Origin of the sequence: Paraburkholderia sp. MM5384-R2, assembly GCF_014201025.1 — a bacterium.
GTDB classification, from domain to species: Bacteria; Pseudomonadota; Gammaproteobacteria; order Burkholderiales; family Burkholderiaceae; genus Paraburkholderia; species Paraburkholderia tuberum.
The window spans coordinates 63932-86516 of the sequence record NZ_JACHDI010000022.1 but is presented as its reverse complement, the minus strand read 5'-3'; the positions used below and the strand labels follow the sequence as shown (position 1 = coordinate 86516).

Sequence of the window (22585 nt, the reverse complement as noted above, 5' to 3'; positions counted from 1 at the left end):
TCACTCCTCCACGCCCGCAATACGCCGCGCTTCGACCGTGATGGGCAGTGGCGTATCGTCGGCCATCGCGGGCAATTCGAGTTGCCAGCCGTTCGCGAGCGTGACGAGACCGCCCCACATCCCGGGCTGCGCCATCGCGACAATGGGCTCCTCCAGGTCCTTCTTTGGCACGTAGGCGCTCAGCGCGCCCTTGCTGTCCTTGCGGATCATGACTTTCATGGTTGCGGACTCCGGAGGTTGATGACAGGTTCAAACCAGGTTCAAGCGGGATGCGCTGCTTCCTCCAGCAGTGGACGAAGCAACCGCGGCAGATGGGCGAGCACGTACTCAATGTCCTGCGCCGTAGTGATTTCGCCGAGCGACAGCCGCACCGCCGCCAGCGCCTCATCGCGCGGCACACCATAGATCGTCGCCCGGCTCCGTTAGTTTGCTTCACGGCCAGAACACGCATTCGCAATCGATGCACAGCGTGTCCAGCAACTCGGCCAGGCCGGTGCTCTCATGCTGGGGCATCCATCGGTGCGATGCATGATCGCGCGCGCTCAGGTGCCACATACCGTCTTCATCGCGCGTGAGCCAGGCTATGTCGATCAGCCCGCCATTCGCGTCGACATTGCGGGAGCAGCACGGACTCTCGACACGGAACCCCGGCCCATCGCGCAGCACGCGCGGCACCACATAGCGGTAGCGGGTACGCTCGCGCAACGCTTGCTCGATCTGGCGCTGGGTCAGGTCGAAAGGGCGGCCCGCGCGCAAACCGTCGCGCGGCGCCGCCGCTTCTGGCGCGCTCGCCTGAACCGTCATGACATGGCTCCTTCTTCGGGTAGCAGGCCGGCGGGTGCGGGCGCAATTTCATTCTCCGTGCATCCGACGACACAGTTGCCGAACTCCACCAGATAGACCGGCTCGCCGCTCTCAATCACCTGGCCGACGTTGACGATTTCGCCGACCGTACCCGCCTCGGCCAGACAATCGTCCTGGCCGCGCTCCGGAAAGCTGCCGTCGTTGCACAGGTCATCCAGCGCGATCACGCGCATGCCCCACTGATAAGCAGGCTGAACCGGTTCGATACTCATGCTGACGGCTCCTGCGGTTGCGACGTTTCCGGCTGGACCCGCGTGCCGATCTTGTGCAGCGCTTCGGCCCGCTCGCCCAAGCCTTGCAGCACGTCGTCCGGCAGGTTGTCGAGCGTGCATAGCTCTTTCGCGCGCATGCCGACACGGTGGCCGCTCTCGACGAAATACACCGCGTAGATATAGAACTGCTGAAGGAAGGTGTCGATGCTGGTGACGTAGCCAATCTCGCCCTTGTTCACCAGCACTTCGCCGATGTCCTTGCCGTTGTAGGTGCCGTCGTTGCGGATCACCGCGCGTGCGATCACGCGCTCGCCGTAGTTGAAGCGCGGGGGAAACGCGACCTCGATCAGGTCGTCATCGCGGTTGATGTCAGCCATGCTTCACTCCTGCTGATCGTTGCGTCTGTCCGGTGGTCATCAGGTTCGCGACCTCGCCCGACTGCCGGCGCTGCCGCGCGAGCGCGCGCACCTCTTCGTCCGCGTCATCCATCAGCGACGCCACGATTTCGCCAGCGGCGCGCCGCGCGACTTGCCAGCGCACTCGCCAATCGGGATCGAACGCGAGGCGCGATAGCAGCGTCGCGGGCAGACGCTCGGCAACGATGCGGCGTACCTCGGCCTCGCTGTCGTCGGCAATACGCAGCAGCGCGGGCATCTCAAGACGCTCGGCCAGTCGCATCCGGACTCCGCGATCAGGGTCGCCGATCATCTGCGGCAGCAGCGCGAGCGGCAGACGCCGCGCCACCCATTCACGCACGCCGTAGTCGGCATCGCCCCGCATGCCGATCAATGCAGCAGGCGACAGGCGCTGCGCCACGCGAATCCGCACCTCGCGATGCGGATCGTGGATCAGGCGTGCCAGTTGCGCCTGCGGCAATCGCAACGCGAGCTGCAGCCGGACCATCTCGTCCGGGTCGCCGAGCAATGCCGGCAGACAAAACACACCGGCGTGACTCGCTGGCCCGCAATCGTGCTCCGCCGGCAACTCGCGCAACCGCACGCACCCGCAGCCGGCGCAGTCGAGCGGGCCGCCCTGCCAGTGGCGCGGTGCAATGTCGCCGCCTGGTACGCGCACGTTCTGTACGCTCATGGTTTCGTCCCCGTCCAGCCGCGCGTCGGATATGCACTCAGCGCATCCATTGCATCGTCGGACCCGACGCCGGACTCATGACGATCCAAGACCTGCGAAAGCAGCGCGCCCCCCACCCGGTCTTCGGGATCGAGCCGGCGCAATTCGCGCAGTCGCATGCGCGCTTCTTCAAAGTCGCCGAGACGCATGTTGAGGTACGCGAGGCCCTTCAGCGTGAACAGATAAAAACGCGCGGCCGCGTCATAACGCGTGGTCACGATCGCGGCCGCATGCGGTTCATCGCCGAAATCTGAGCCCAGCGCGGTGCGGGCGACCGCCAGCGCGTCTTCGCCGATCGCACGCGCCTGCGCCAATTGATGGTCGTAGAAGTAAAAGCGGTACAGCGCGATCAACGGCACCGGATGGCGCGGCGCGGCGGCGCGGGCGCGTTGCAACAGCGCGAGCGCCTCGCCGGGGCGCTCGCGCAACCGACCCGCCTCGGCGATCAATGCATTGACGCCCGACGGCAAGCCGCCGCCAATCGCGCTCTGCGCAAACGCGGTCATTACGTCGTCGAGGGCACGGTCGCCGGACTCCATCGCCATCGCTCCTCTTCAGGAGATCTGACGCGGCAGCGGCGGCCGCCCGCGGCCAATCGCGCTGACATCGATGGTCGCCACGCCCGGCGGCGCCGACTCCGCACTACTACTGCAACCACAAGCGGCCTGGTTCGGATTGAAGAAGATCAGGCCGGACTGGGTTAGCCTGTCGGCGAAATCGATCGTTATGCCTTCGAGCATCAGCCGGCTCTCAGCCGGCAGGAATACGCGCAGGCCGTTGATGTCGAGTTCCTGTTCGCCTGGTTGCAGCGCCGGCTCGGCGGTGAATTTCGCGGTATAGCCGGAACAGCCGCCGGCGCTCACCACCAGACGAAAGCCGGCCCCAGCCGGCAGGCCCGAAAAGCGCACGATACGACGCATGAACTTCTCTGCGGCGCTCGTAACAGTTACGTTGGACAGCATGATGCGTAGTCTCCTGATGGATGAATGGCCGGCCCGGCCACGAGCCAGACTCAAACCTGAACGATGCAGCCGTCCACGGGACACACGGCGACGCACTGCGGGTCGTCGAAGTGGCCTTCGCATTCGCTGCATTTCTTGGGGTCGATCGCGAACACGCCGCCTTTGTCGCTGATCGCGACATTGGGGCATTCCGGTTCGCAGGCCGAGCATCCCGTACAGGTGGACGCAATAATCTTCAGAGACATGGAGGCTCTCCTGTTGTCCTGTCTGGAAGGGTGTGGGGTGTCACGCCGCTGAGGCTGACGAGGTGTAAGCACCCTGGCGGATCGAAGCATCGCCGCGGTCCAGGTGCACGATGGCGCCGCTGGCGATGCGACTGCGGTAGTCGTTGAACCAAGCAAGCACCGCTTTTTCGATAAATTCGCCGACGTACTGATCGACCGGCTCGATGCCAGCTTGCGCCAGTTCGTCTTTCGGGCAGGCGCCGATCTTCGCGACCAGCACCGCGTGGCAGTCGCGAAGCGCGCGCACGACCGACGGTAGTTGCTCGTCGTCGCCGTAACCGCCCCGGCAATACAGGTCCACCCGGCGATGGCCGACGAACAGCGCTTCGGCTGCCGAGACCTCGAAGATCTGAAACTCCGTGACGTGGCCGAAGTGCTCGTTGACCCGGCCGCCGCCCTTCGTTGCGACCGCGACCAGCGCCTTCATGTCGTCGGCGACGTCGATCTCGCGAGAGACAGCCAGCGCTTCCTGCTTCGCGTCGTGCTGCGCCTGACGCTCGGCTTCGACGCGCTGCTGGTATTCACGGCGGCGGTCGAGGTCGTAGACCACTTCCATCTGCTCGATCCTGTCGAGCGTGAAATCCTCGCTGCGGTCCTCGCCCAGCAGGCCAACCGCATCCGCGCGGCACTGGCGGCAATGACGCATCAGGTTGGCGCCGCCCATGCAGGCGTCCTGCACGGCCTTGAGTTCCTGCGCAGTCGGTCCGCGCTGGCCGCTCAGGCCAAAGTGAGTGCCGTGCTCGGGCTCCGAGATCAGCGGCATGATGTTATGCAGGAACGCGCCGCGTTTCTTGACGTCGCGGTTGACCTCGATCAGGTGCTCCTCGTTGATGCCGGGAATCAGCACCGAGTTGATCTTGGTCAGCACGCCGCGTGCGGTGAGCATCTCGAGACCCTTCATCTGCCGGTCATGAAGGATTCGGGCTGCTTCGTAACCGGTCACGCGCTTGTGCTTCCAGAAAATCCACGGATAGATTTTCTCGCCCACCGCCGGGTCGACCATGTTGATGGTGATTGTCACGTGGTCGATGTTGTACTTGCAGATTTCGTCCACGAGGTCGGGCAACGCCAAGCCATTGGTCGACAGGCACAGCTTGATGTCCGGCGCCTGTTCCTGCAGCATCCGGAACGTCTCGAAGGTCTTCTTCGGGCTCGCCAGCGAATCACCGGGACCGGCGATGCCAAGCACCGTCATCTGTGGAATCTCGCTTGCGACCGCCACGACCTTCTTCACTGCCTGTTGCGGCGTTAGCTTCTGAGAGACCACGCCGGGACGCGACTCGTTCGCGCAGTCGTATTTGCGGTTGCAGTAGTTGCACTGGACGTTGCAAGCCGGCGCCACCGCCACATGCATGCGCGCATAGTGATGATGGGCTTCTTCCGAGTAGCATGGGTGATTCTTGACCTTCTCCCAGATGTCCGGCGGCATGTCGTCGAGACTACCCAACGCGCCGCAGCTGGCCTTACCCTCGCCACCGTGCGTGCCGCAGCCGGCACCGGTGGACGGGTCTTCGATCTTCACACCGAGCGGTTTAATCTGCCCGATGCTGATATAGGCCGCTGCGGGCAAGTCGCTCGCATTTGAACTCGCTTGCATGGATATCTCCTCGCAACCAACGGCGGCCGCGCGCAAGCCATAGAGCCAGATCCATGCCACTCGACAAGAACGCCAGGAATCAATGGGTTAGGATATATTTCGCAGTTCTGTTTGATCCCGGCGCGCGACGTATCCCTACATTTTCGTTGCGTCGTGTCGGTGTTGCGACAAATCTCACACGACCCGGACGGCATGTTCTAAACCAGCGAGAGGGACCCGCACAAACCAGATCAATCGTTCGCGTTCACCCTCCGGCTTCCCTGGCTTGCGATTTCGCGAACGTGTGGTCGCCCGCTGCTGCTCGTCACGCGAAAGTCCCGTAGCGCTCACGGCCGCGCAGTTGCCCGTCCGGTTCGGCCAGCACCACAAAGGCGCGCCGCCACTCCATCGTCTGCACAAGATAGTTCAGGGACTCGCGGAAGGCTTTCGCCACATCGAGCGACGAAACCAGCGTCTTGCTCACCTCGTAGACGCCGTCCAACGCTTGCCTGAATGTTCACCGTTGACTTCCCCTTCGTGCGCTGCGCGCTTTCGATGTACCAGCGCAAGGCGCACGATCGACCCAAAGACACAGCGTTTGAAGTAAGCGCATTTCAACGCCTGACGATTCAGCCATCGCGCATGTCAATCCCGCGCGCGTAACGACAAATCCGACAAAAAGAACGGCGGCAATCCTCACTCGTCGGGCGCATCGACTCAAAAACAACAGCGAAACAACAGCGGCCCAGCTGAAAGAGGCCACTAGAGCGTGACAATCCAGTGGCATGGAAGTTGCCTCAAGGTCGCATTACCCCGCTTTCAAGAGCCTGCAATGTCGGATTTCCAACGCGTCAGTACCAGCCTCCATCCGCGCGGCGCCCACCCGGTGCATCTGGATCATGCCGCCACCACGCCGGTCGATCCGTGCGTGATCAGACGCATGCTGCCTTACCTGACCGAGATGTACGGCAATCCCGCCAGCCGTTCGCATGCCTACGGCTGGGTCGGCGAAGAAGCGGTGGAACTCGCCCGCGAGCAGGTCAGCTCGCTCGTCAACGGGGACCCGGACGAGATTGTCTGGACCTCGTGGGGCTCGGGCCGCGCATGCGGATCGCGTGCCAACTGCACGGCGGCGTCCACGAGCGCGGCATGCGCTCGGGGACGTTGTGCACGCATCAGATCGTCGAGGAACTGCCATTGCCGCCGATCGAGATCCACTGCTCGATTCTCGCGCCGAGGACGCGATCAAGGCGGCCGTGTCTGACTTTCGCTCGCGCCAGACGATTCGAGGCGCAGCAGCCGACGACCTGTAACTCGCCAAGCAACCGACCTGCTCGTCTAACCCGAAATGAGTCCATTCAAGCCTGAGAGGAACCTCCATGGAAACGCTCGCCCAACCGGCTTCCGCCACACCCGGCGTCATGCCCGGCCTACTCGAATTCACGCCTCAGGCCGCTGCGAAAGTGGCCTCGCTGATCGAGGAAGAAGGCAATCCCAACCTGAAGCTGCGGCTGTACGTGTCAGGCGGCGGCTGTTCGGGCTTGCAGTACGGCTTCGCGTTCGACGACCAGGTGGCGGACGACGACATGCAGACCGTCACGGACGGCGTCACGCTGCTGGTCGATTCGATGAGCCAGCAATACCTGCCCGGCGCGCGCGTCGACTACGAAGACAGCCTGGAAGGTTCGCGCTTCGTCATTCACAACCCCAATGCGCAGAGCACCTGTGGCTGCGGCAGTTCGTTTTCCGTGTGAGGCAATCATGAAATCTCACTGACTGGCGCCTCCCGACGACGAGGAGAACAACCAGTTCGACAATGCGTGGGGCCTTGACGTGCAATCGCGTCTCGCGTGCTGCGTGAAGCTGCGCAACGCCGACCTGACGATCGAACTGCCGCCACATACGCGCGAGCTCGCGCGTGAGCATTGAGGGCATGCGTCCTTAGCGCTGTGCGGCCTCTTCAAGCGCCATAGCGGTCATAGCCGCGCTGATAGCCGCCGCCTGTGTTTTTCTTCCCGCATCGCCGTCGCCATGGATAGCCAATTCCTCCAGCGTTTGCATCGCGCCGACCGCATCCGCACATCCTGGCTGACCACGCCCATCGCATCGCGCATCGCTTTCTGCAGCGCCGTGTTCATCGCTACACCTGGCTGTTCGAAACAGGACATTCGCGACAGGTCTTCGTTGGAACCGCTTCATCACAGCGCCAGCGAACACGGGAAAGCCCCGCGGCAAGCGGCTATTCGCACTAACGGTGCATGGCGCAGTACTTGCAAACCGTATGATCAAATGCCTAAAGGACAACTTCCCGTGTCGAATCCGATCATCAACGACACCACACTGCGCGACGGCGAACAGACCGCTGGCGTCGCATTCACGGTTGCCGAAAAATGCGCGATTGCCGAGGCGCTCTCAAGCGCCGGCGTACCCGAACTGGAGATCGGTATCCCCGCGATGGGTGCCGAGGAAATCGATTGCATCCAGACCATCGTCGCGCTGAATCTCGACGCCGATCTGATGGTCTGGGGCCGTCTCACCGACGCGGACCTGGCGTCGGCCTTGTGCTGCAATCCCGACATCATTCACCTGTCGATTCCCGTGTCCGATATCCAACTTCAACACAAATTGCGCCAGCCGCGCTCGTGGGTGCTCGCGCAGGTGAATCGCGTGATCAGCGCCGCCGTCAAAAGCGGCCGCAAGGTTTCGCTGGGCGCGGAGGATGCCTCGCGCGCGGACCCCTCGTTCCTTGCCGACGTGGCGCGGCACGCGCAACAGTGTGGTGCGCAACGCATCCGCTTTGCGGACACGCTCGGCGTCCTCGATCCTTTTTCGACGTATGAAGCGATTGCGCGATTGCACGACGCGGTCGATCTGGAAATCGAAATCCACGCGCACAACGACCTCGGGCTCGCGACCGCGAACACCCTTGCCGCACTGCGCGCCGGCGCAACCCACTCCAACACCACTGTCAATGGTCTCGGCGAACGCGCCGGAAATGCCGCGCTGGAGGAGATCGTGATGGGCGTGCGCCATATCATGGGTCGCAACACCGGCGTCGACACGACCGCGCTATTGAGCATCTCGCGGCTTGTCGAACGGGCTTCAGGACGCCCGGTCGCGCTTAACAAAAGCATTGTCGGCGCCAGCGTATTCACGCACGAGTCGGGCATCCACACAGACGGGCTCGCGAAGAATGCATCGACCTACGAGAGCTTCGATCCCGCCGAACTCGGTCGCGAACGCTCGGTCGTGCTCGGCAAGCATTCGGGTTCGCAAAGCGTGCGCCGGGCTTATGACGCGCTCGGCCTGGCCGTCAGTGAAAAGCTGCTCGTGCTGCTGCTGCCCCGTATCCGCCACCATGCCACCCAGCACAAGCAAACGCCCAGCGCCGCCGACCTCTATCGCTTCCTGATCGAGTTGCGCTACACCGTCGGAGAATTGTCATGAGCGGCGCTGTGGTCGGCTTCACGAAGTGCGTCGCGCGATCCGAACAGTCGGGCACGACGACGCCGTGCCCCACCAGCGGCGCCTGCGACAAGTACTTCGCCGAGCCGACGTTCTGTCCACACCTATCCTCATCCGCTTGCAAGGAGTAAACGCGATGGAAAGCTTTGTCCAGCAACTCAAGGCGCTGTCCTCAGCCGAGGACTTCCTGCAGTTCTTCGGCATTCCGTTCGACCAGAAGGTCGTCAACGTGAGTCGACTGCACATCCTCAAGCGCTTCTTTCAGTACATCCAGCAACAGGACGCGCTGCCGGAAGGCGACGAAGCCGCCCTGTTCGCGTCATATCACGCGCTGCTGCTGAAGGCTTACGGCGACTTCGTCACCTCCACGCCGGCGCAGGAAAAAGTGTTCAAGGTGTTCCGGGACACAAATGGGCGGCAGCACGTTTCACTCGACAGTCTGCGCGCGTCGCTGCCCGCGCGCACCCTTGCCGGACAGGTGGAGCAAGACCATGCACATCGTTAAGACCATGCACATTGTCGTCTGCATCAAGCAGGTCCCGGACTCGACGCAGATCCGCGTTCATCCGGTCACCAACACGATCATGCGCCAAGGTGTTCCGGCGATCGTCAACCCGTATGACCTGTTTTCACTCGAAGAGGCGCTGCGACTGAAGGACCGCTTCGGCGGCAAGGTCACGTTGCTTTGCATGGGCCCGCCGCAGGCCGAGGAAGCGCTGCGCAAGTGCATCAGCTTCGGCGCGGACGACGCCGTGCTGCTCACCGACCGTGCATTCGCTGGCGCGGATACGCTCGCTACGTCGTACGCGCTGGCAGCGGGTATCCAGCAGATCGCGAAGGAGCAGGCGGTGGACATCGTGTTCACCGGCAAGCAGACGATCGACGGCGACACCGCGCAAGTCGGCCCCGGTATCGCCAAACGCCTCGGGCTGCAACTGCTGACCTACGTGTCGCGCATCGTCGAGACCGCTCTCGATGCGCGCACGATCACCGTCGAGCGCCGCGCCGAGGGCGGCGTGCACGTGCTCAGGACTGCGCTGCCGTGCCTGATCACAATGCTGGAGAACACCAACGAACTGCGCTTTGCGACGCTGCCCGCGATGATTCACGCGGCCGGCTATCCGGTGCACAAATGGAACTGCGAACAGGCCGGCATCGAAGATCTTGGCAAGATCGGCCTGAAGGGCTCGCCGACGGTGGTCAGTAAAGTCTTTGGACCGACGCCGCGCAGCGAGAAAGCGGAGATGCTCGACCTCGACGCAACGAGTCTTTGCGACGTGTCGGTGAACCTGCTGCAAAAGATCTTCGCGCGCCATCCTACCCTGGAAGCTGACCTGCTGATGAAGGAGGGTTCATGAACGCACCCGCCGCCCCCGCGAAGAAACCCGCCGGCCGCGCAGGACGCAATCTCGAACTGCCGAAACACCTGAAGGCCTACAAAGGCGTCTGGGTCTTTATCGAGCACGACCGTGGACACGTGCACAGCGTCTCGTGGGAACTGCTCGGTGAAGCGCGAAAATTGGCCGACACGCTCGGCAGCCGAGTGGGCATCGCGGTGCTCGGCGGCGCGAATGAACCGCTCGAACAGTTCGCCGCAGAAGCCTTCACTTACGGTGCGGACGATGCGTACATCGTCCACGACCCGGTCTTGCAAGGCTATCGCAACGAGCCGTTCACGAAAGGGCTGACCGACCTCGTCAACCGGCATCAGCCCGAGATCCTGCTGCTGGGCGCGACGTCGATGGGCCGCGACCTCGCCGGCTCCGTAGCGACGACCCTGCTGACCGGGCTGACCGCCGATTGCACCGGACTCAACATCGATCCCGCGTCGCGGGCGCTGGCGGCGACGCGCCCCACCTTCGGCGGCTCCCTGTTGTGCACGATCATGACGCTCGCGTACCGTCCGCAGATGGCGACGGTGCGCCCCCGCGTGATGCCGATGCCGCCGCGCGACGCCGAACGCACCGGCAACATCGTCCATGGAACGCTGGGGATGATCGAGACGGACATCGTCACGAGGCTGCTCGACTTTATCCCGGATGCGAGCAGCAACCGGATCAACCTGCCCTATGCCGATGTGATCGTGAGCGGCGGCAAGGGGTTGAAGAGCCCTGAGAACTTCCAGCTGGCGTTCGAACTGGCGAACGTGCTCGGCGGCGAAGTGGGTGCGACCCGGCCATGCGTGCAGGCCGGCTGGGTCGAGGGGGAGCGCCAGGTGGGACAGACCGGCAAGACGGTGCGGCCCAAGCTCTACATCGCCGCCGGCATATCCGGAGCGATCCAGCACCGCGTGGGCATGGAAAGCGCAGACGTGATCGTGGCGATCAACACCGACCCGAACGCACCCATCTTCGATTTCGCACACTACGGGATTGTCGGCAATGCGTTGCAAGTGTTGCCCGCGCTGAAGCAGGCTTTTGCGGAGCATTTGACCCGGCGCCGCAAGCAGGCTGCCTGAGGAGAATCACGATGAGAAAACCTTCACAGTTCGATGTGATTGTGGTCGGCGCCGGTCCGTCCGGCAACGCTGCCGCTTACACGATGGCCAAGGCAGGTCTGGAAGTGCTGCAGATCGAGCGGGGCGAATATCCGGGCAGCAAAAACGTTCAGGGTGCGATCCTGTACGCGAAGGCGCTCGAAGAGATCATCCCGGACTTCCGCGACGATGCGCCGCTGGAGCGCCACATCATCGAGCAGCGGATGTGGATGCTCGACGATACGTCGTTTGTCGGTACACATGTGCGCAGCGAGGATTACAACAAGCCGCCCTATAACCGCTACACAATCATCCGCGCGCAGTTCGACAAGTGGTTTTCATCGAAAGTGCGCGAAGCCGGCGCACTGCTGCTCTGCGAGACCACGGTGAAGGAACTGATCATGGACGGCGACCGGGTGGTCGGCGTGCAGTGCGACCGCGAGCACGGCGATGTCTATGCCGACGTGGTGGTGCTCGCCGACGGCGTGAATTCGACGCTCGCGCGCAAGGCGGGCTTTCATGGAGAGATCGGGGCCGGCAACGTTGCGCTCGCCGTCAAGGAGATTCTCTTCATGCCGGAGGAGACGATCCGCCAGCGCTTCAACGTCGGCGAGGACGACGGCGTCGTGATCGAGATGGTCGGCAGGATCACCGACGGCATGATGGGCACTGGCTTCCTCTATACCAACAAGGAATCGCTCACCATAGGCGTGGGCTGCATGCTGAGCGACTTCAAGAAAAACCCCAACCGCACGAGCCCCTACGCGCTCCTCGAAAAGATGAAGCAGCACCCGTCGATCGCACCGCTGATTGCGGGCGGCGAGATGAAGGAGTATTGCGCGCATCTGATTCCCGAAGGCGGTTTTCACGCAATCCCGCAGGTCTACGGCAACGGCTGGATGATCGTTGGCGATTCAGGCGGTTTCGTGAACGCCGCGCACCGAGAAGGATCGAATCTTGCGATGACCACGGGACGCCTCGCCGCCGAAACGGTGATCCACGCGAAAGCCGCGGGCCACGGCTACCGCGCCGGCACGCTCAAGGCCTACAAGGCCGCGCTCGATCAGAGCTTCGTGATGAAAGACCTGCACAAATACCGCGACATGCCGGCCGTGCTGCACCAGAATCCGCAGTTCTTCACGACCTACCCCGACCTCATGGCACGCGCCGCGCGCACGATGATCACGGTCGACGGTAAGGACAAGAAAAGCAAGGAGCGCGAGATTTTTTCGAGCTTCCGAACAGCCCGTTCGCTTTCCGGCATCGTGGGTGACGCTTACAAACTCCTGAGGGCCTTCCGATGAGCACCCTACCCGTCAACGTAGAGGAAAAGCTGTTCCAGAACCGTTATCGCGTCGATGCAGGACGGCCGCACGTCCACATCAAGGATGCCGACGTCTGCCAGAGCGAATGCAGCGCGAAGAGTTGCACCTTCGTCTGCCCGGCCTCGTGCTACAAGGCCGAAGGCAACGGCGCGGTGACGCTGATCACCGACGGCTGCCTCGAATGCGGCAGTTGCCGCATCCTCTGTACCGACCACCAGAATATCGAGTGGGACTACCCGCGCGGTGGTCACGGCATCCTGTTCAAGTTCGGTTGAGGAACATCGTCATTGCCAGACCAGAACGACATGTGTTTGCTCGCACCGAGAACCGGCCGCCGCCGCATCCGCGGGGCGCCGGGCGGCAAGGGCTCGACCGCGCTGCTGAAGGCCTTCTGGGCGGAACAGCAGAAACGCCAGGCGCCCGATACCGTCGCGATCATGTATTCGGGCTGCCTCGGCTCCTAGTGGAAGCGTTGCTGCAACGGGCCGTCTGAGGAGACACACGATGTCCAACGGCCCGCCATCGCATCGTTGGCCGACGACAATCTGGCAGCCGGCGGCGTGGCAGCAGTCGACCGTGCGCTGAGCGCGACATGGCCAACGAACCGGCGATGACAGCGCCGCGTTCGCACCACCTTAGTCGAGATACGGACCGCCCCCTAAGATCGGACGTGCTGTTCTCGACGCTTACCGAATTAGCACCGACACGGGGGCCGCTTCCGATCGTGATCGTGCCAAGGTCCGCGCCAAATCCAGATTTGACTTCTCCGAGCCATTCGCCTCAGTCGCGATGTCGCGGCCCCGACACGCCGCAAGTCCGACAGTCCTTTCAGAAACGCTTGATCTCGACACCGTATTTCCTCAGCGCGTAGCCAATCTGGCGCGGTGTCAGTCCAAGCAGCCGCGCCGCTTTTGCCTGCACCCAGCCGGATCTTTCCATGGCGGCGATGAGACGCTCGCGGTTGGTCATCTTCGAATCACTTCCGAGGACTGCGCCGCCAGCCGCTAACGGAGCCCGCTCGCTGCCGACAGGCTGGACCGCAGCAACTGCGCGCGACGTAGCAGCCTCAGCCTGCGGCGTAGCCGGCTCCACGGGCACTGGTACGATTGGCCCAGGCTGCAGCGCCATTTCGTCCGATCGGCTCTTCCACAGCATCGCGGACAGGCACTGGCCGTGGCAGCAGGCAAAGTCGTTTCTCACGATCGCTGGTCCCGGCGCCAGGGTCGCGCTCCGCTGCACGCAATTCTCGAGCTCGCGGACATTGCCGGGAAAACCGCAGTTCATCAATACTTCAATCGCGCTCGCATCGAAGGTCAGCGTACGGCCGTTCTCGCTGTTGAAATTCTCGAGAAACTCAACGGCGAGGAGCGGAATATCACTGCGCCTTTCACGCAACGGCGGCAACAGCAAGGGAACCACGCAGAGGCGATAATAAAGGTCGGCGCGGAACTCGTTCCTTGCCACCGCCTCTTCCAAGTTTTTATTCGTGGCGGCAATCACGCGAACATCGACCTTAATGGTCTGGTTGCTGCCGACGCGCTCGAATTCTTGCTCCTGCAGGACGCGCAGCAGCTTTGCCTGGAACGAGGCCGAGATCTCGCCGATCTCGTCCAGAAACAGCGTCCCCTTGTCGGCGAGCTCGAAGCGCCCCTTGCGCGAATTGAAGGCGCTGGTAAAGGCACCCTTCTCATGACCGAACAATTCGGATTCCAGCACCGTCTCATGGAGCGCCGCGCAATTGAGCTTGATGAAGGGCCGCTTGGCGCGCGGCGACAGCTCGTGAACGGCCTTGGCGACCAGCTCCTTCCCGGTACCGGATTCGCCGCGCAACAGAACTGTGCTGTTCGATTCGGCTACCACCGCGATCTTCGCGAGCAGCCCGCGCAGCGCCGGGCTGTCGCCAATGATCCCCTCGATCTGAAACTTCTTACGCTCACCTGCAGGGTGCTTGAGCTCGGACAATGGCTTTTGCAGCCCGTCCTTCCCCGCCATCAGTCGCTCGCGGTCGCTCTTGAAAAAGCGATGCAGCTTCACCGTCTGCCCCACCAGGTTGGCGACCATGGTAAGCAGCCGCACGTCGTAATCGAGCCGGAAGTTCGACTCATAGCCCAGGATGCGGTCGATGGTCAGCGTGCCTACGACTTTCGCGTCGATGCGAATAGGGACGCCAATGAACGACACTCGCATGTTGTCGGAGGCACCGAGCACGCCCATGTCGGCGGCACTGAAGCCCGAATGCACCGCTATGTTCTCGGCGACGAGCGGCCTGTCCGTCGCCATGATCTGGTCAATTGCCTTCTGCGGCAGGCGCATCCGGTAGTGCTCATCGCTGCCTTCGCTCCAGTCCGCGCCAACGGTAATGTCCGGTACGCCATCATCGTCGAAGAGAGAGACGATACCGAGTCGCATCTGAACAAACGATTGCAGGAGATCGATGACGTTGGCCAACGTGACTTCGAGCCGGTAGGGGGCGGTGAGTACCTTCGATATTTCGAAGATGCCGGTAAGCACGCTCTCGTGCCACTGCACAATAGGGACCGCGTGGTCCGTCTCGGACTTTGAGCCAGGCCTTTCGCGTACGGAAGCGATATGCAGCATGACGACGTCCCCGTTGTGGGGGCCGTGCTCCCCGTCACCTTGTTCGGATTTGCGGGCATTGTGTTGCATATCATCCTCGATCTAGCGCCCAATTTCACGGGCTGACTTCAAAAGATAATGCCCTTTCATGGAAGGACGGTGAAACTGTAGTGCCTTGATGTACTTATTTTCTGCTTTTGCGATTTCGCTGCGTGGATTCCGTTAGGAACGCGAGTTCCATTGATGTCGCTCAAATCAACTGCGATTTGTCTACTCCAGGTGCAGCCGATTACAGGTGTCGTCCATCATTGATTTCTGCCTCGGTGCCCGTGAGATAACTCGCCGCATCCGAGCATAGGACGAAGATGATCTATCTTTGCGACCTCTTCGGGCATGCCCACCCCGGCGCAGCGGGATATTTGGCACAAGAAGCGCTTCCGTGTCGGGCGACAAAATGTTCCTCTTGAACTGGCCGAGAACGTATGGAAACTGTTTTCAGATCGTCAGATCCGAGCCTATCGGTGCTGACCCGTCCGAGCGTTCGGGTCAGGAAGTGTGTGGCCCCCAATCCAGTGCTTCAGCGTGCCGAAGACATATTCGACATGTGCTTCTGCGGATGTTCATTGCGTCAGGCTTGCGCTCTAGCCGACGCTGCATGGCTTCAACTATATGCTCATGTTCCCATCGTCGAATGCGACGGTAGTCGCCGGGTGACATCGTTCCTTGAGCGGGCAGGCGCTGGGCAGGTAGCCGTCGTACTTGCGCACGTTCTGGCCAAGGAAATCGAAACCGTCTGCAATGTTCGTGATCCGGGTCTTCTCTTCCGAGCGCTCCAGACCTTGAGCGGCCATAAACTGCCTGACCGCCGGAAGCACCTCGAATTCGAGCACTTCTTTCGACATACCGGTCACAATAAAGTCATCGGCGTAGCGAACGACGTTGAGTTGGGCCTTGCTGCGTGCCGCCGCGGTGAGATTACGCTCGGTCATCAAAGCATCGAGCACGACGAGCAGATTTAGATCGAGGCCCTTGAAGCGCATGATCCCAACTTATCCATAGTGTGGATGCGTTCCATCAAAACAATCGATTTTACGAAATGCACGGCATGGAGGATAGTGTTCCTGGTAAGTCCATTTCAATTTCGCAAACCTGCTGGCGCCTTCGTCGTGCCGGGGTAGCGGATGAAGTGTGTCGTAGAACTGAGCGAAACCGAGGAATGACGTTGCAGCAGTTGTCGATCACTCACATGCATCGGGACACGCGCACGCGAGCGGCGGCCCTGTCGTTGCGCGGACACAGGATCAAGCGCAAGCTCGCCGCCGGGCAACTCGGCGTGAGCGGGCAGTCGGTCCGTGACCGGCTCACGCATGGCGCAACAGCGGCGTGTACGGCCCGATGGGCGGCCATAACGGTGGGCACATGAAGCAGCACTGGCGACGCTTCATCACCTGGACGAAGGAAATCGCCGATCCCGAACTCGCTGAACTTTCTCGGCGGATACGGCACCGAATTTCAAGTCAATTTCTCGTGGACGCTCTCATGAATACTGTAGCAAAACGTCGGGCCGGAGAAATAGAATTTGGGCATATCAAGATGGTTGTCGATCTTTGCCCTGACTCCGAGAAAAATCCTCAGGTGTACGCCGAGCATCAACCGAGGCACATGTCCAATGCGGCCACGGTCTTCGGCGGCATGGGCAAGCTGGATCGCGCCGACACGACGCGGCAAGCGTCTGGCAGGTCGCGTAGGCGCTTACTACCGGCAAAACTTCGCATAGTTCTCCAAACCCTTTCTATATCGGCCGCTTACCTTCGTACAGTTGAGGCAACCCTCGACTTCGGCTGGGCTTCGCGACAAATCGGGAGCAGCCGATTGCAGGTGCCAAATGCTTCAGTGACCCGGCCAAATGGATCTCGTGTCAATCGCGGTCAGATCGTGCGGAAGATGCGGGGGAAGTCTTTGGTAGATCCGGTGCGAAAGGCACGCGCAGTCGATGTAATCTCCATCGTGGAAGAGGTTCAATCGGTCCGTGAAGCGTTGACGGAAATACTCTTTTCTTCGGGCTTCATCCCAGCACTGTTCCAGAGTGCAGATGATTTCTTGAAATCGCACCGCTTTCTCAGCAAGTCCTTCGCGTGCGTCAGGTCCACCCTCAAAGGCCGGACGGCGCATAGGAGGCAGTCGTGAATTTGGCCGTGTCCACAGATAGAGGACCTCTCTCCCTGCGCTCTCAGGTGCGGTGGAGGCTGGCTTGGGAAAATGAGTTGCGACTCGCCGACCACATCGAACTGTCCGAGTTCTTCCAAAAGACCTACGGACCGACCGGGGCGTTTAATGCAAAACCATTCGAAGGCAATCACAGTTGGGCTGGTGCGAGGCCAGAGGTCCGTGCAATCGGCTACGACGCGCGCGGCGTAGCGGCTCATGTCGGCGCACTGCGTCGTTTCATCAAGGTTGGCGCAGTCGATCTACTAGTGGCCGAACTAGGATTGTACGCGGTACGTCCGGATCTCGAGGGACTCGGAATCCCTCATTTAATGCGCGTGATGTATCCCGTGTTGCAGGAACTTGACGTTCCATTCGGCTTCGGCACGGTTCGACACGCGTTGCGGCAACATATTGCAAGGCTGCTCGGCCGACACGGTCTGGCGACTATTGTGTCTGGAGTTCGCGTGAGGTCGACCCTTCGAGAAGTGCATCTCGACACGCCGCCCACGCGCATCGAGGACGTACTCATTGTCGTCTTACCGATTGGACGGTCAATGAGCGATTGGCCGACCGGAACGATAATTGATCGGAACGGGCCAGAGCTGTGAGGCACTGCTTATCCGAAGCGCGCAGCGAGTGCGCTGACACCAACGGACGTCGCAGCGTTTATTTGACGTTTGACGACGGCCCTAATCCACTTTGCACACCGGACGTCCTCGATGTGCTGGCGGAACACCGGGTGCCAGCTACTTTCTGCGTCATCGGTGCGTACGCAGCGGACCAGCCGAAGCTGATCCGACGGATGATCGCAGAAGGGCACGAGGTCGCAAACCACACGATGACTCATCCGGACCTGTCCAGATGCGAACCCACCGAAGTACAACAAGAAATACTAACGGCAAGCAAGGTCATCAGGATGGCGAGCCCCCATGCTTCGCTGCGGTATATGCGTGCCCCGTATGGCATGTGGACCGAAGCAGTGTTCACTACGTCAGCGAGCGCTGGTCTGGCGCCCCTCCACTGGTCGGTAGACCCGCGAGACTGGTCTCGTCCCGGCGTGGACGCGATTGTCAGCGCAGTGCTGGCCTCTGTCCGGCCGGGTGCAATTGTGCTCTTGCACGACGGATGCCCTCCCGATGAATTGGGACGATGCACTCTCGCTAGTCGGCGCGAGCAGACCCTCATGGCGCTTTCCCTCATGATTCCAGCATTGCATGACCGGGGGTTTGCAATCCGATCGCTTCCTCAACCTCACCGGACAAACCAGACACCCTATGAACCTGCTTGGCGCAACTAGCACTGTCGCTGTCTCGTGTTATGCGCTGCTCTCGACTGTCTATAAAAGCACTCAGACGCTTTATGCTCAGCCGACAAACGTGTCATCGCTGTCGGACGGCCTGGTCGACTCCGACACTCTGCCGGGCGTGGATGTCATCGTTCCCTGCTTCAACGAGGACCCGCGCGCGCTCTCGGCATGCCTGGAGTCCATCGCACTCCCAAAGCATCTAGATGACGCTCGTGCTTTCCGTTGAGAATCTAGCAGTTGGTTTCTAAAATCCCTTACCGACTAACGATTTGTGCATCCGTCGACTCCGTGAAACCTGGGAGCTTCTGAGCCTTACCGCAATCAGCTCGGCACTGGCCCACCGCCAGATTTTGCACGGACAGGAAGATTCCCCTGTGAAGCGTTGCCCGCGCGGCAAAGCGTTCGTACCGCATCCACATATAAACGTCTCAATCTGATGCACCATTACCTTGGGGGCCTGCAGAAATATTCGAAGGACATCACCCTCTTTCTGGCGCCCCACATCAACTCCTACAAGCGATTCCAGATCGGTACGTTTCCGCCGACCAAGGTCGCATGGAGCCAAGACAATCGGACGGTCGGTTTCCGCCTTTACGGCGAAGGCTCGGACGCCGTCCGCGTTGAGTGCCGCATTGGCGGTGCGGATCTGAATCCGTATCCCGCTTTTGCGGCCCTGATCGCGGCGGGGCTTGCGGGCATCGACGAGAAGCTGGCATTGCCAGACCCGCTTGTCGGCGACGCTTATCGGGATGCCGATCTATCGGAAATTCCGAAAACGCTGCGGGACGCCACCGACATGAGTTCGACATTCTGTCCGCTAGCGGATGGAACCGATCGAGCCACCTCCAGCGCTGCCGCATTGTCCGGAACGTAACATTCGCGACACGAACAATCGGATGATGCACCGCCATAACCCGACATTGTGCCGGTCAACATCCCGCAAATTGTGCTCCGACTGTAGATGCTCGCTTGGCACAACGCTTGCGATCCATCGCCGACAACTCAAGAGACCTGACATGCTCAATCCGATCATCAATGACACGACGCTTCGTGACGGCGAGCAGACCGCCGGTGTCGCGTTTCGCACCGAGGAAAAATGCGCGATCGCCGCCGCACTGTCGCAAGCCGGCGTGGCCGAACTCGAAATCGGAATTCCTGCCATGGGCGAAGACGAAATGGCGTGCATCGCTGCGATCGTCGACCTGAACCTCGACGCCCGTCTGATGGTTTGGGGGCGCCTCACGGACGAGGATCTCACCGCGGCATTGCGCTGCGATGCCGATATCGTTCATCTCTCGGTTCCCGTTTCGGATATTCAGTTGCAACACAAGCTGCGGCAGTCGCGCAGTTGGGTCCTGGCGCAGATCGCACGCGTCGTCGACGAGGCAGCGAAAAACCATCCCAAGATTTCCCTTGGCATGGAAGACGCCTCGCGCGCGGATCCCTCATTTCTCATAGAAGTGGCTCAATGCGCGCAGCAGCACGGGGCCCAGCGCGTGCGCTTTGCCGACACTGTCGGTATCCTGGACCCCTTTAAGACCTTCTACGCCATTGCAGCGCTGCGCGTCGCCGTCGATCTGGAGATCGAAATCCATGCGCACGACGACCTCGGGCTCGCCACAGCCAACACCCTGGCCGCCCTTGGGGCCGGCGCGACCCATGCGAGCACCACCGTCAACGGGTTGGGTGAGCGCGCCGGCAATGCAGCGCTGGAAGAAGTCGTGATGGGCGTGCGGCACCTGCTGCGACGAGACACTGGCGTCGACACCAGAGCGCTGCCCGACATTTCGTCGCTGGTCGAACAAGCCTCAGGCCGCGCAGTTTCCTTCAACAAGAGCATCATCGGTAGGAGCATCTTTACTCACGAGTCGGGCATTCACACCGACGGCCTCGCGAAGCACCCCACGACCTACGAGGGATTCGATCCGGCAGAGCTCGGCCGGCAACGGTCGACGATACTCGGGAAACATTCTGGATCTCAAAGTGTGCGTGAGGCCTACGACGCTCTAGGCGTGAGGGTGTCGGAGCGGCTCATCCCGCTCCTGCTTGCGCGCATCCGCTCTTTCGTCACGCAGTACAAGCAGGCGCCGAATGCAAGCGATCTGCGCCGCTTCCTGACCCAAGCCCACAGCACGCGGGTGAAGGTGTCGTGAGTGTGGTTATGGCGGCCAAACTTGTCCAATAGAAGTAACGACATGCAAGAAGTTATCGAACAACTGCGTCACCCGTCGTCGGCCGAGGATTTCCTGCGATTCTTCGACATCGCATTCGACAAGAAGGTGGTGAACGTGAGCCGCCTGCACGTCCTCAAGCGCTTCTTTCAGTATATCGAGCAACAGAAAGAACTACCGCGTAACAACGCGACGGCCGTGCTCGCCGTCTATCGATGCTTACTGCAGAAGGCCTACAACGACTTCGTTGTATCCACGCCCGCGGAGCAAAAGGTCTTCAAAGCGTCCAGCCTGCGCGACGTGTCGCTGAAACTCGTGCACAAGATATTCGCTCGCCATCCGACATTGGAGGCGGACCTGTTGATGAAGAGGGCCCCATGAACTCGCCCGCTGCCTCGGAAAAGAAGCCGGCCGCGCCGGTCAAACGGGCCGCCGGCCGTAACCTCAATCTGCCCGAACATCTGAAAGCCTACCAGGGCGTCTGGGTCTTTCTCGAGCACGACCGCGGCCACGTGCATAGCGTGTCGTGGGAGCTGCTCGGTGAGGCGCACAAGCTCGCCGACAAACTCGGCAGTCGTGTCGCTGTGGCCGTGCTCGGCGGTACCGACGAGCCGCCTGAGCAGTTTGCCAGTGAGGCGTTCAGTTTCGGCGCGGACAAAGCGTATGTGATTCACGACACTGTGTCGCCCGGCCATCGCAACGAACCGTTCACGAAGGGGCTGACCGACCTGGTCAACAAGTACCGCGCCGAGATTCTGCTGCTCGGTGCAACCTCGATGGCCCGGGATCTCGCCGGATCTGTCGCAACGACGCTCTTGACCGGCCTCACCGCCGACTGCACTGAGCTGAACATTGACCCGTAGTTGCCGCATTCTGTGCACGGACCATCACAACCTCGAATGGGCGTGTCCGCGCGGCGGGAATCGCATCCAGTTCAGGTTCGCGTAGACAAACACATCCATCGTCACATCGGCTTCCGAGCGCTGCAAAAGCGGCCGGACGCCTCATCATATCGGAGCAAATTGATGAATCTCATTACTGGTATCGAATCGACCGTTCTCTTCGGCGGCAATGTTCCCTCCCCCGTGCTACAGCTGATCGAGAGAACCCGCGGCGGCAGCAACGACGATGTGGCCGCCGCGTTGTGGACTGCGGTCCTGTCGTACCCGCGCTGCCTGCCCCCCTACTATCTGCTGTATAAGTTCCATGCGAACCGGGGTGAACTTGGCGAGGCGCAGGAGGTCGCGACCAAGGCTTTGGCGGTTGCCGCCCGGCAGGCATCGCTCGACAGCGACTGGTGTGCGGTACAGCCGGGCGACACCGACTTCACCATTCCTGGTCCGGGCCGCTTCTGGCTCTTCACACTGAAGGCGCTCGCGTTCATCAGCGTGCGGCGCGGTGAGCGCGCCGTTGCACTGAGGCTGATCGCCAAGCTGCGCAGGCTGGACCCGATCGATTGCATAGGCTTGGACGTCGTGGAAGCCTTGCTCGCACAGTCCGGATCCCGATAATCGCCGCCGGAAGATCAACTGACAGATTGACAATATGTCCCCGGCATGGCTATGGCAGAACTCCATTGCAGTTCATGGCGATCGTTTCAGTAGTCAAAGCCGACGCTCACCGCACACTTCGCGCGGGCGCGCACGCTGGCCTACCTAGACAGTCAGATCTTCATTCTGGCCCGAAGCAATCCGCGAAATCGGCACAATCGCCGCAGTTTGAAGCCTTGCAGATAATCAATGCCTCGCGCTCGCACACGTGCTTGTAGAGGATTTTTTTCGCTTCATGCCGTGGACGCTTTTTCAGCGAGCCGTGGAAACCGGTAGCCCAGCGCTGCCGACAATTCGGCGTACATCCGATAAAGAGACCGCGTCGCAAGCAGGGGTTGCGTTGCAACCAGAAACGCAAATCAAGGCAACAACCAGATTGACACACGGCTTGCCGGTCGCGCCGAACCTGCTCGATCAGGCGTTTGCCGTCACCGCGCCGAATGAGGCCCGGTGTGCCGATACACGTTATATCGCCACAAAA

29 protein-coding genes and 5 pseudogenes are annotated in these 22585 nt (G+C 61.4%); 19 read left to right on the top strand and 15 right to left on the bottom strand.

Annotation, left to right across the window (positions count from 1 at the left end; all coding sequences use genetic code 11):
- From nifT to HDG37_RS28745, 11 genes are all read right to left on the bottom strand, one after another.
- Complete coding sequence (gene nifT, locus HDG37_RS28795; protein WP_007177241.1) at positions 1–219, bottom strand: putative nitrogen fixation protein NifT; 219 nt, start codon at positions 217–219, stop codon at positions 1–3.
- Between the two features lie 41 nt (positions 220–260).
- Positions 261–398, bottom strand: a complete 138-nt coding sequence (locus tag HDG37_RS28790; protein ID WP_260330635.1) for a hypothetical protein — start codon at positions 396–398, stop codon at positions 261–263.
- Positions 399–432: 34 nt separating this feature from the next.
- A complete protein-coding gene (locus tag HDG37_RS28785; protein WP_184053469.1) occupies positions 433–804 on the bottom strand; it encodes a hypothetical protein in 372 nt (123 codons plus the stop codon).
- Positions 801–1076: a nitrogen fixation protein NifZ gene (locus tag HDG37_RS28780; RefSeq protein WP_071336673.1), complete on the bottom strand. Its 276-nt coding sequence runs from the start codon at positions 1074–1076 to the stop codon at positions 801–803. The genes HDG37_RS28785 and HDG37_RS28780 overlap by 4 nt, the downstream gene beginning before the upstream one ends.
- Positions 1073–1453 (bottom strand): nitrogen fixation protein NifZ, encoded by a 381-nt coding sequence (locus HDG37_RS28775; protein WP_184053466.1) that lies wholly within the window; start codon positions 1451–1453, stop codon positions 1073–1075. Before HDG37_RS28775 ends, HDG37_RS28780 begins: the two co-directional genes overlap by 4 nt.
- Entirely contained in the window at positions 1446–2165 is a 720-nt protein-coding gene (locus HDG37_RS28770; protein ID WP_184053463.1) for a hypothetical protein, read from the bottom strand. Before HDG37_RS28770 ends, HDG37_RS28775 begins: the two co-directional genes overlap by 8 nt.
- Positions 2162–2743, bottom strand: coding sequence for a hypothetical protein (locus HDG37_RS28765; RefSeq protein WP_184053460.1), 582 nt, complete (start codon positions 2741–2743; stop codon positions 2162–2164). Before HDG37_RS28765 ends, HDG37_RS28770 begins: the two co-directional genes overlap by 4 nt.
- Positions 2744–2758: 15 nt before the next feature.
- On the bottom strand, positions 2759–3166 hold the full coding sequence (locus tag HDG37_RS28760) for an iron-sulfur cluster assembly accessory protein (protein ID WP_184053457.1): 408 nt from the start codon (positions 3164–3166) through the stop codon (positions 2759–2761).
- Positions 3167–3216: 50 nt separating this feature from the next.
- Complete coding sequence (locus tag HDG37_RS28755) at positions 3217–3411, bottom strand: 4Fe-4S binding protein (protein WP_184053454.1); 195 nt, start codon at positions 3409–3411, stop codon at positions 3217–3219.
- 40 nt (positions 3412–3451) lie between these two features.
- Complete coding sequence (gene nifB / locus HDG37_RS28750) at positions 3452–5047, bottom strand: nitrogenase cofactor biosynthesis protein NifB (protein ID WP_184053451.1); 1596 nt, start codon at positions 5045–5047, stop codon at positions 3452–3454.
- Between the two features lie 304 nt (positions 5048–5351).
- Entirely contained in the window at positions 5352–5510 is a 159-nt protein-coding gene (locus HDG37_RS28745) for a hypothetical protein (RefSeq protein WP_260335099.1), read from the bottom strand.
- A 348-nt stretch (positions 5511–5858) separates the two neighbouring features.
- Between HDG37_RS28745 and HDG37_RS28740 the strand changes: the two are divergent.
- The 3 genes and pseudogenes from HDG37_RS28740 to HDG37_RS28730 form a co-directional block, all read left to right on the top strand.
- Positions 5859–6113: pseudogene (locus tag HDG37_RS28740) on the top strand (aminotransferase class V-fold PLP-dependent enzyme); the annotation flags it as partial.
- A 292-nt stretch (positions 6114–6405) separates the two neighbouring features.
- On the top strand, positions 6406–6780 hold the full coding sequence (gene erpA, locus HDG37_RS28735; protein WP_184053448.1) for an iron-sulfur cluster insertion protein ErpA: 375 nt from the start codon (positions 6406–6408) through the stop codon (positions 6778–6780).
- A gap of 22 nt (positions 6781–6802) precedes the next feature.
- A pseudogene (locus tag HDG37_RS28730) lies at positions 6803–6955 on the top strand (2Fe-2S ferredoxin); the annotation flags it as partial.
- Positions 6956–6967: 12 nt separating this feature from the next.
- On the opposite strand, the gene HDG37_RS28725 reads toward HDG37_RS28730, so the two are convergent.
- Entirely contained in the window at positions 6968–7225 is a 258-nt protein-coding gene (locus HDG37_RS28725) for a hypothetical protein (protein WP_184053445.1), read from the bottom strand.
- 111 nt (positions 7226–7336) lie between these two features.
- On the opposite strand from HDG37_RS28725, the gene nifV (HDG37_RS28720) reads away from it, so the two are divergent.
- The 7 genes from nifV (HDG37_RS28720) to HDG37_RS28690 all read left to right on the top strand — a co-directional run bounded on the left by nifV (HDG37_RS28720) (position 7337) and on the right by HDG37_RS28690 (position 12756).
- Positions 7337–8473, top strand: coding sequence for a homocitrate synthase (gene nifV, locus HDG37_RS28720; protein WP_184053442.1), 1137 nt, complete (start codon positions 7337–7339; stop codon positions 8471–8473).
- Between the two features lie 154 nt (positions 8474–8627).
- Entirely contained in the window at positions 8628–8996 is a 369-nt protein-coding gene (gene nifW / locus HDG37_RS28715) for a nitrogenase stabilizing/protective protein NifW (RefSeq protein WP_184053439.1), read from the top strand.
- Positions 8997–9000: 4 nt separating this feature from the next.
- Positions 9001–9849, top strand: a complete 849-nt coding sequence (locus HDG37_RS28710) for an electron transfer flavoprotein subunit beta/FixA family protein (RefSeq protein ID WP_184053554.1) — start codon at positions 9001–9003, stop codon at positions 9847–9849.
- Entirely contained in the window at positions 9846–10949 is a 1104-nt protein-coding gene (locus tag HDG37_RS28705; protein ID WP_184053435.1) for an electron transfer flavoprotein subunit alpha/FixB family protein, read from the top strand. The genes HDG37_RS28710 and HDG37_RS28705 overlap by 4 nt, the downstream gene beginning before the upstream one ends.
- Positions 10950–10960: 11 nt before the next feature.
- Entirely contained in the window at positions 10961–12271 is a 1311-nt protein-coding gene (locus tag HDG37_RS28700; RefSeq protein ID WP_184053433.1) for an FAD-dependent oxidoreductase, read from the top strand.
- Positions 12268–12567 carry a ferredoxin family protein gene (locus HDG37_RS28695; RefSeq protein ID WP_018423212.1) on the top strand — a complete coding sequence of 100 codons (300 nt, stop codon included), beginning with the start codon at positions 12268–12270 and terminating at the stop codon, positions 12565–12567. The genes HDG37_RS28700 and HDG37_RS28695 overlap by 4 nt, the downstream gene beginning before the upstream one ends.
- A gap of 36 nt (positions 12568–12603) precedes the next feature.
- Positions 12604–12756 carry a hypothetical protein gene (locus HDG37_RS28690; RefSeq protein WP_260335097.1) on the top strand — a complete coding sequence of 51 codons (153 nt, stop codon included), beginning with the start codon at positions 12604–12606 and terminating at the stop codon, positions 12754–12756.
- 364 nt (positions 12757–13120) lie between these two features.
- Here HDG37_RS28690 and nifA read toward each other — a convergent pair whose 3' ends face one another.
- Together nifA and HDG37_RS40455 are read right to left on the bottom strand one after the other, a co-directional pair.
- A complete protein-coding gene (nifA, locus tag HDG37_RS28685) occupies positions 13121–14959 on the bottom strand; it encodes a nif-specific transcriptional activator NifA (RefSeq protein ID WP_184053430.1) in 1839 nt (612 codons plus the stop codon).
- Positions 14960–15612: 653 nt separating this feature from the next.
- Positions 15613–15909: pseudogene (locus HDG37_RS40455) on the bottom strand (reverse transcriptase domain-containing protein); the annotation flags it as partial.
- 379 nt (positions 15910–16288) lie between these two features.
- Here HDG37_RS40455 and HDG37_RS28670 point away from each other — a divergent pair.
- The 8 genes and pseudogenes from HDG37_RS28670 (at position 16289) to HDG37_RS28635 (ending at position 22065) form a co-directional block, all read left to right on the top strand.
- A complete protein-coding gene (locus HDG37_RS28670) occupies positions 16289–17056 on the top strand; it encodes a hypothetical protein (protein ID WP_184053427.1) in 768 nt (255 codons plus the stop codon).
- Positions 17053–17685 (top strand): NodA family N-acyltransferase, encoded by a 633-nt coding sequence (locus HDG37_RS28665; RefSeq protein ID WP_311541613.1) that lies wholly within the window; start codon positions 17053–17055, stop codon positions 17683–17685. Before HDG37_RS28670 ends, HDG37_RS28665 begins: the two co-directional genes overlap by 4 nt.
- The gene (nodB, locus tag HDG37_RS28660; protein ID WP_184053424.1) at positions 17682–18374 is read left to right on the top strand and encodes a chitooligosaccharide deacetylase NodB; all 693 of its coding nucleotides are present in this window, start codon (positions 17682–17684) and stop codon (positions 18372–18374) included. The genes HDG37_RS28665 and nodB overlap by 4 nt, the downstream gene beginning before the upstream one ends.
- Positions 18375–18765: 391 nt before the next feature.
- A complete protein-coding gene (locus HDG37_RS28655; protein ID WP_260335096.1) occupies positions 18766–19257 on the top strand; it encodes a glutamine synthetase in 492 nt (163 codons plus the stop codon).
- A 142-nt stretch (positions 19258–19399) separates the two neighbouring features.
- Complete coding sequence (gene nifV, locus HDG37_RS28650; RefSeq protein WP_184053418.1) at positions 19400–20536, top strand: homocitrate synthase; 1137 nt, start codon at positions 19400–19402, stop codon at positions 20534–20536.
- A 42-nt stretch (positions 20537–20578) separates the two neighbouring features.
- Complete coding sequence (nifW, locus tag HDG37_RS28645; RefSeq protein ID WP_260335095.1) at positions 20579–20935, top strand: nitrogenase-stabilizing/protective protein NifW; 357 nt, start codon at positions 20579–20581, stop codon at positions 20933–20935.
- Positions 20932–21414, top strand: a pseudogene (locus HDG37_RS28640) (electron transfer flavoprotein subunit alpha/FixB family protein); the annotation flags it as partial. The gene nifW (HDG37_RS28645) and the pseudogene HDG37_RS28640, both read left to right, overlap by 4 nt.
- Before the next feature lie 165 nt (positions 21415–21579).
- Entirely contained in the window at positions 21580–22065 is a 486-nt protein-coding gene (locus HDG37_RS28635) for a hypothetical protein (RefSeq protein WP_184053415.1), read from the top strand.
- Positions 22066–22225: 160 nt separating this feature from the next.
- Here the strand turns inward: HDG37_RS28635 and HDG37_RS39600 are convergent, their stop codons facing one another.
- Positions 22226–22312 (bottom strand): nitrogen fixation protein NifQ, encoded by an 87-nt coding sequence (locus tag HDG37_RS39600; protein WP_311541616.1) that lies wholly within the window; start codon positions 22310–22312, stop codon positions 22226–22228.
- Between the two features lie 82 nt (positions 22313–22394).
- Between HDG37_RS39600 and HDG37_RS39595 the strand changes: the two are divergent.
- Positions 22395–22582: pseudogene (locus HDG37_RS39595) on the top strand (IS3 family transposase); the annotation flags it as partial.
- Positions 22583–22585: the final 3 nt, after the last annotated feature.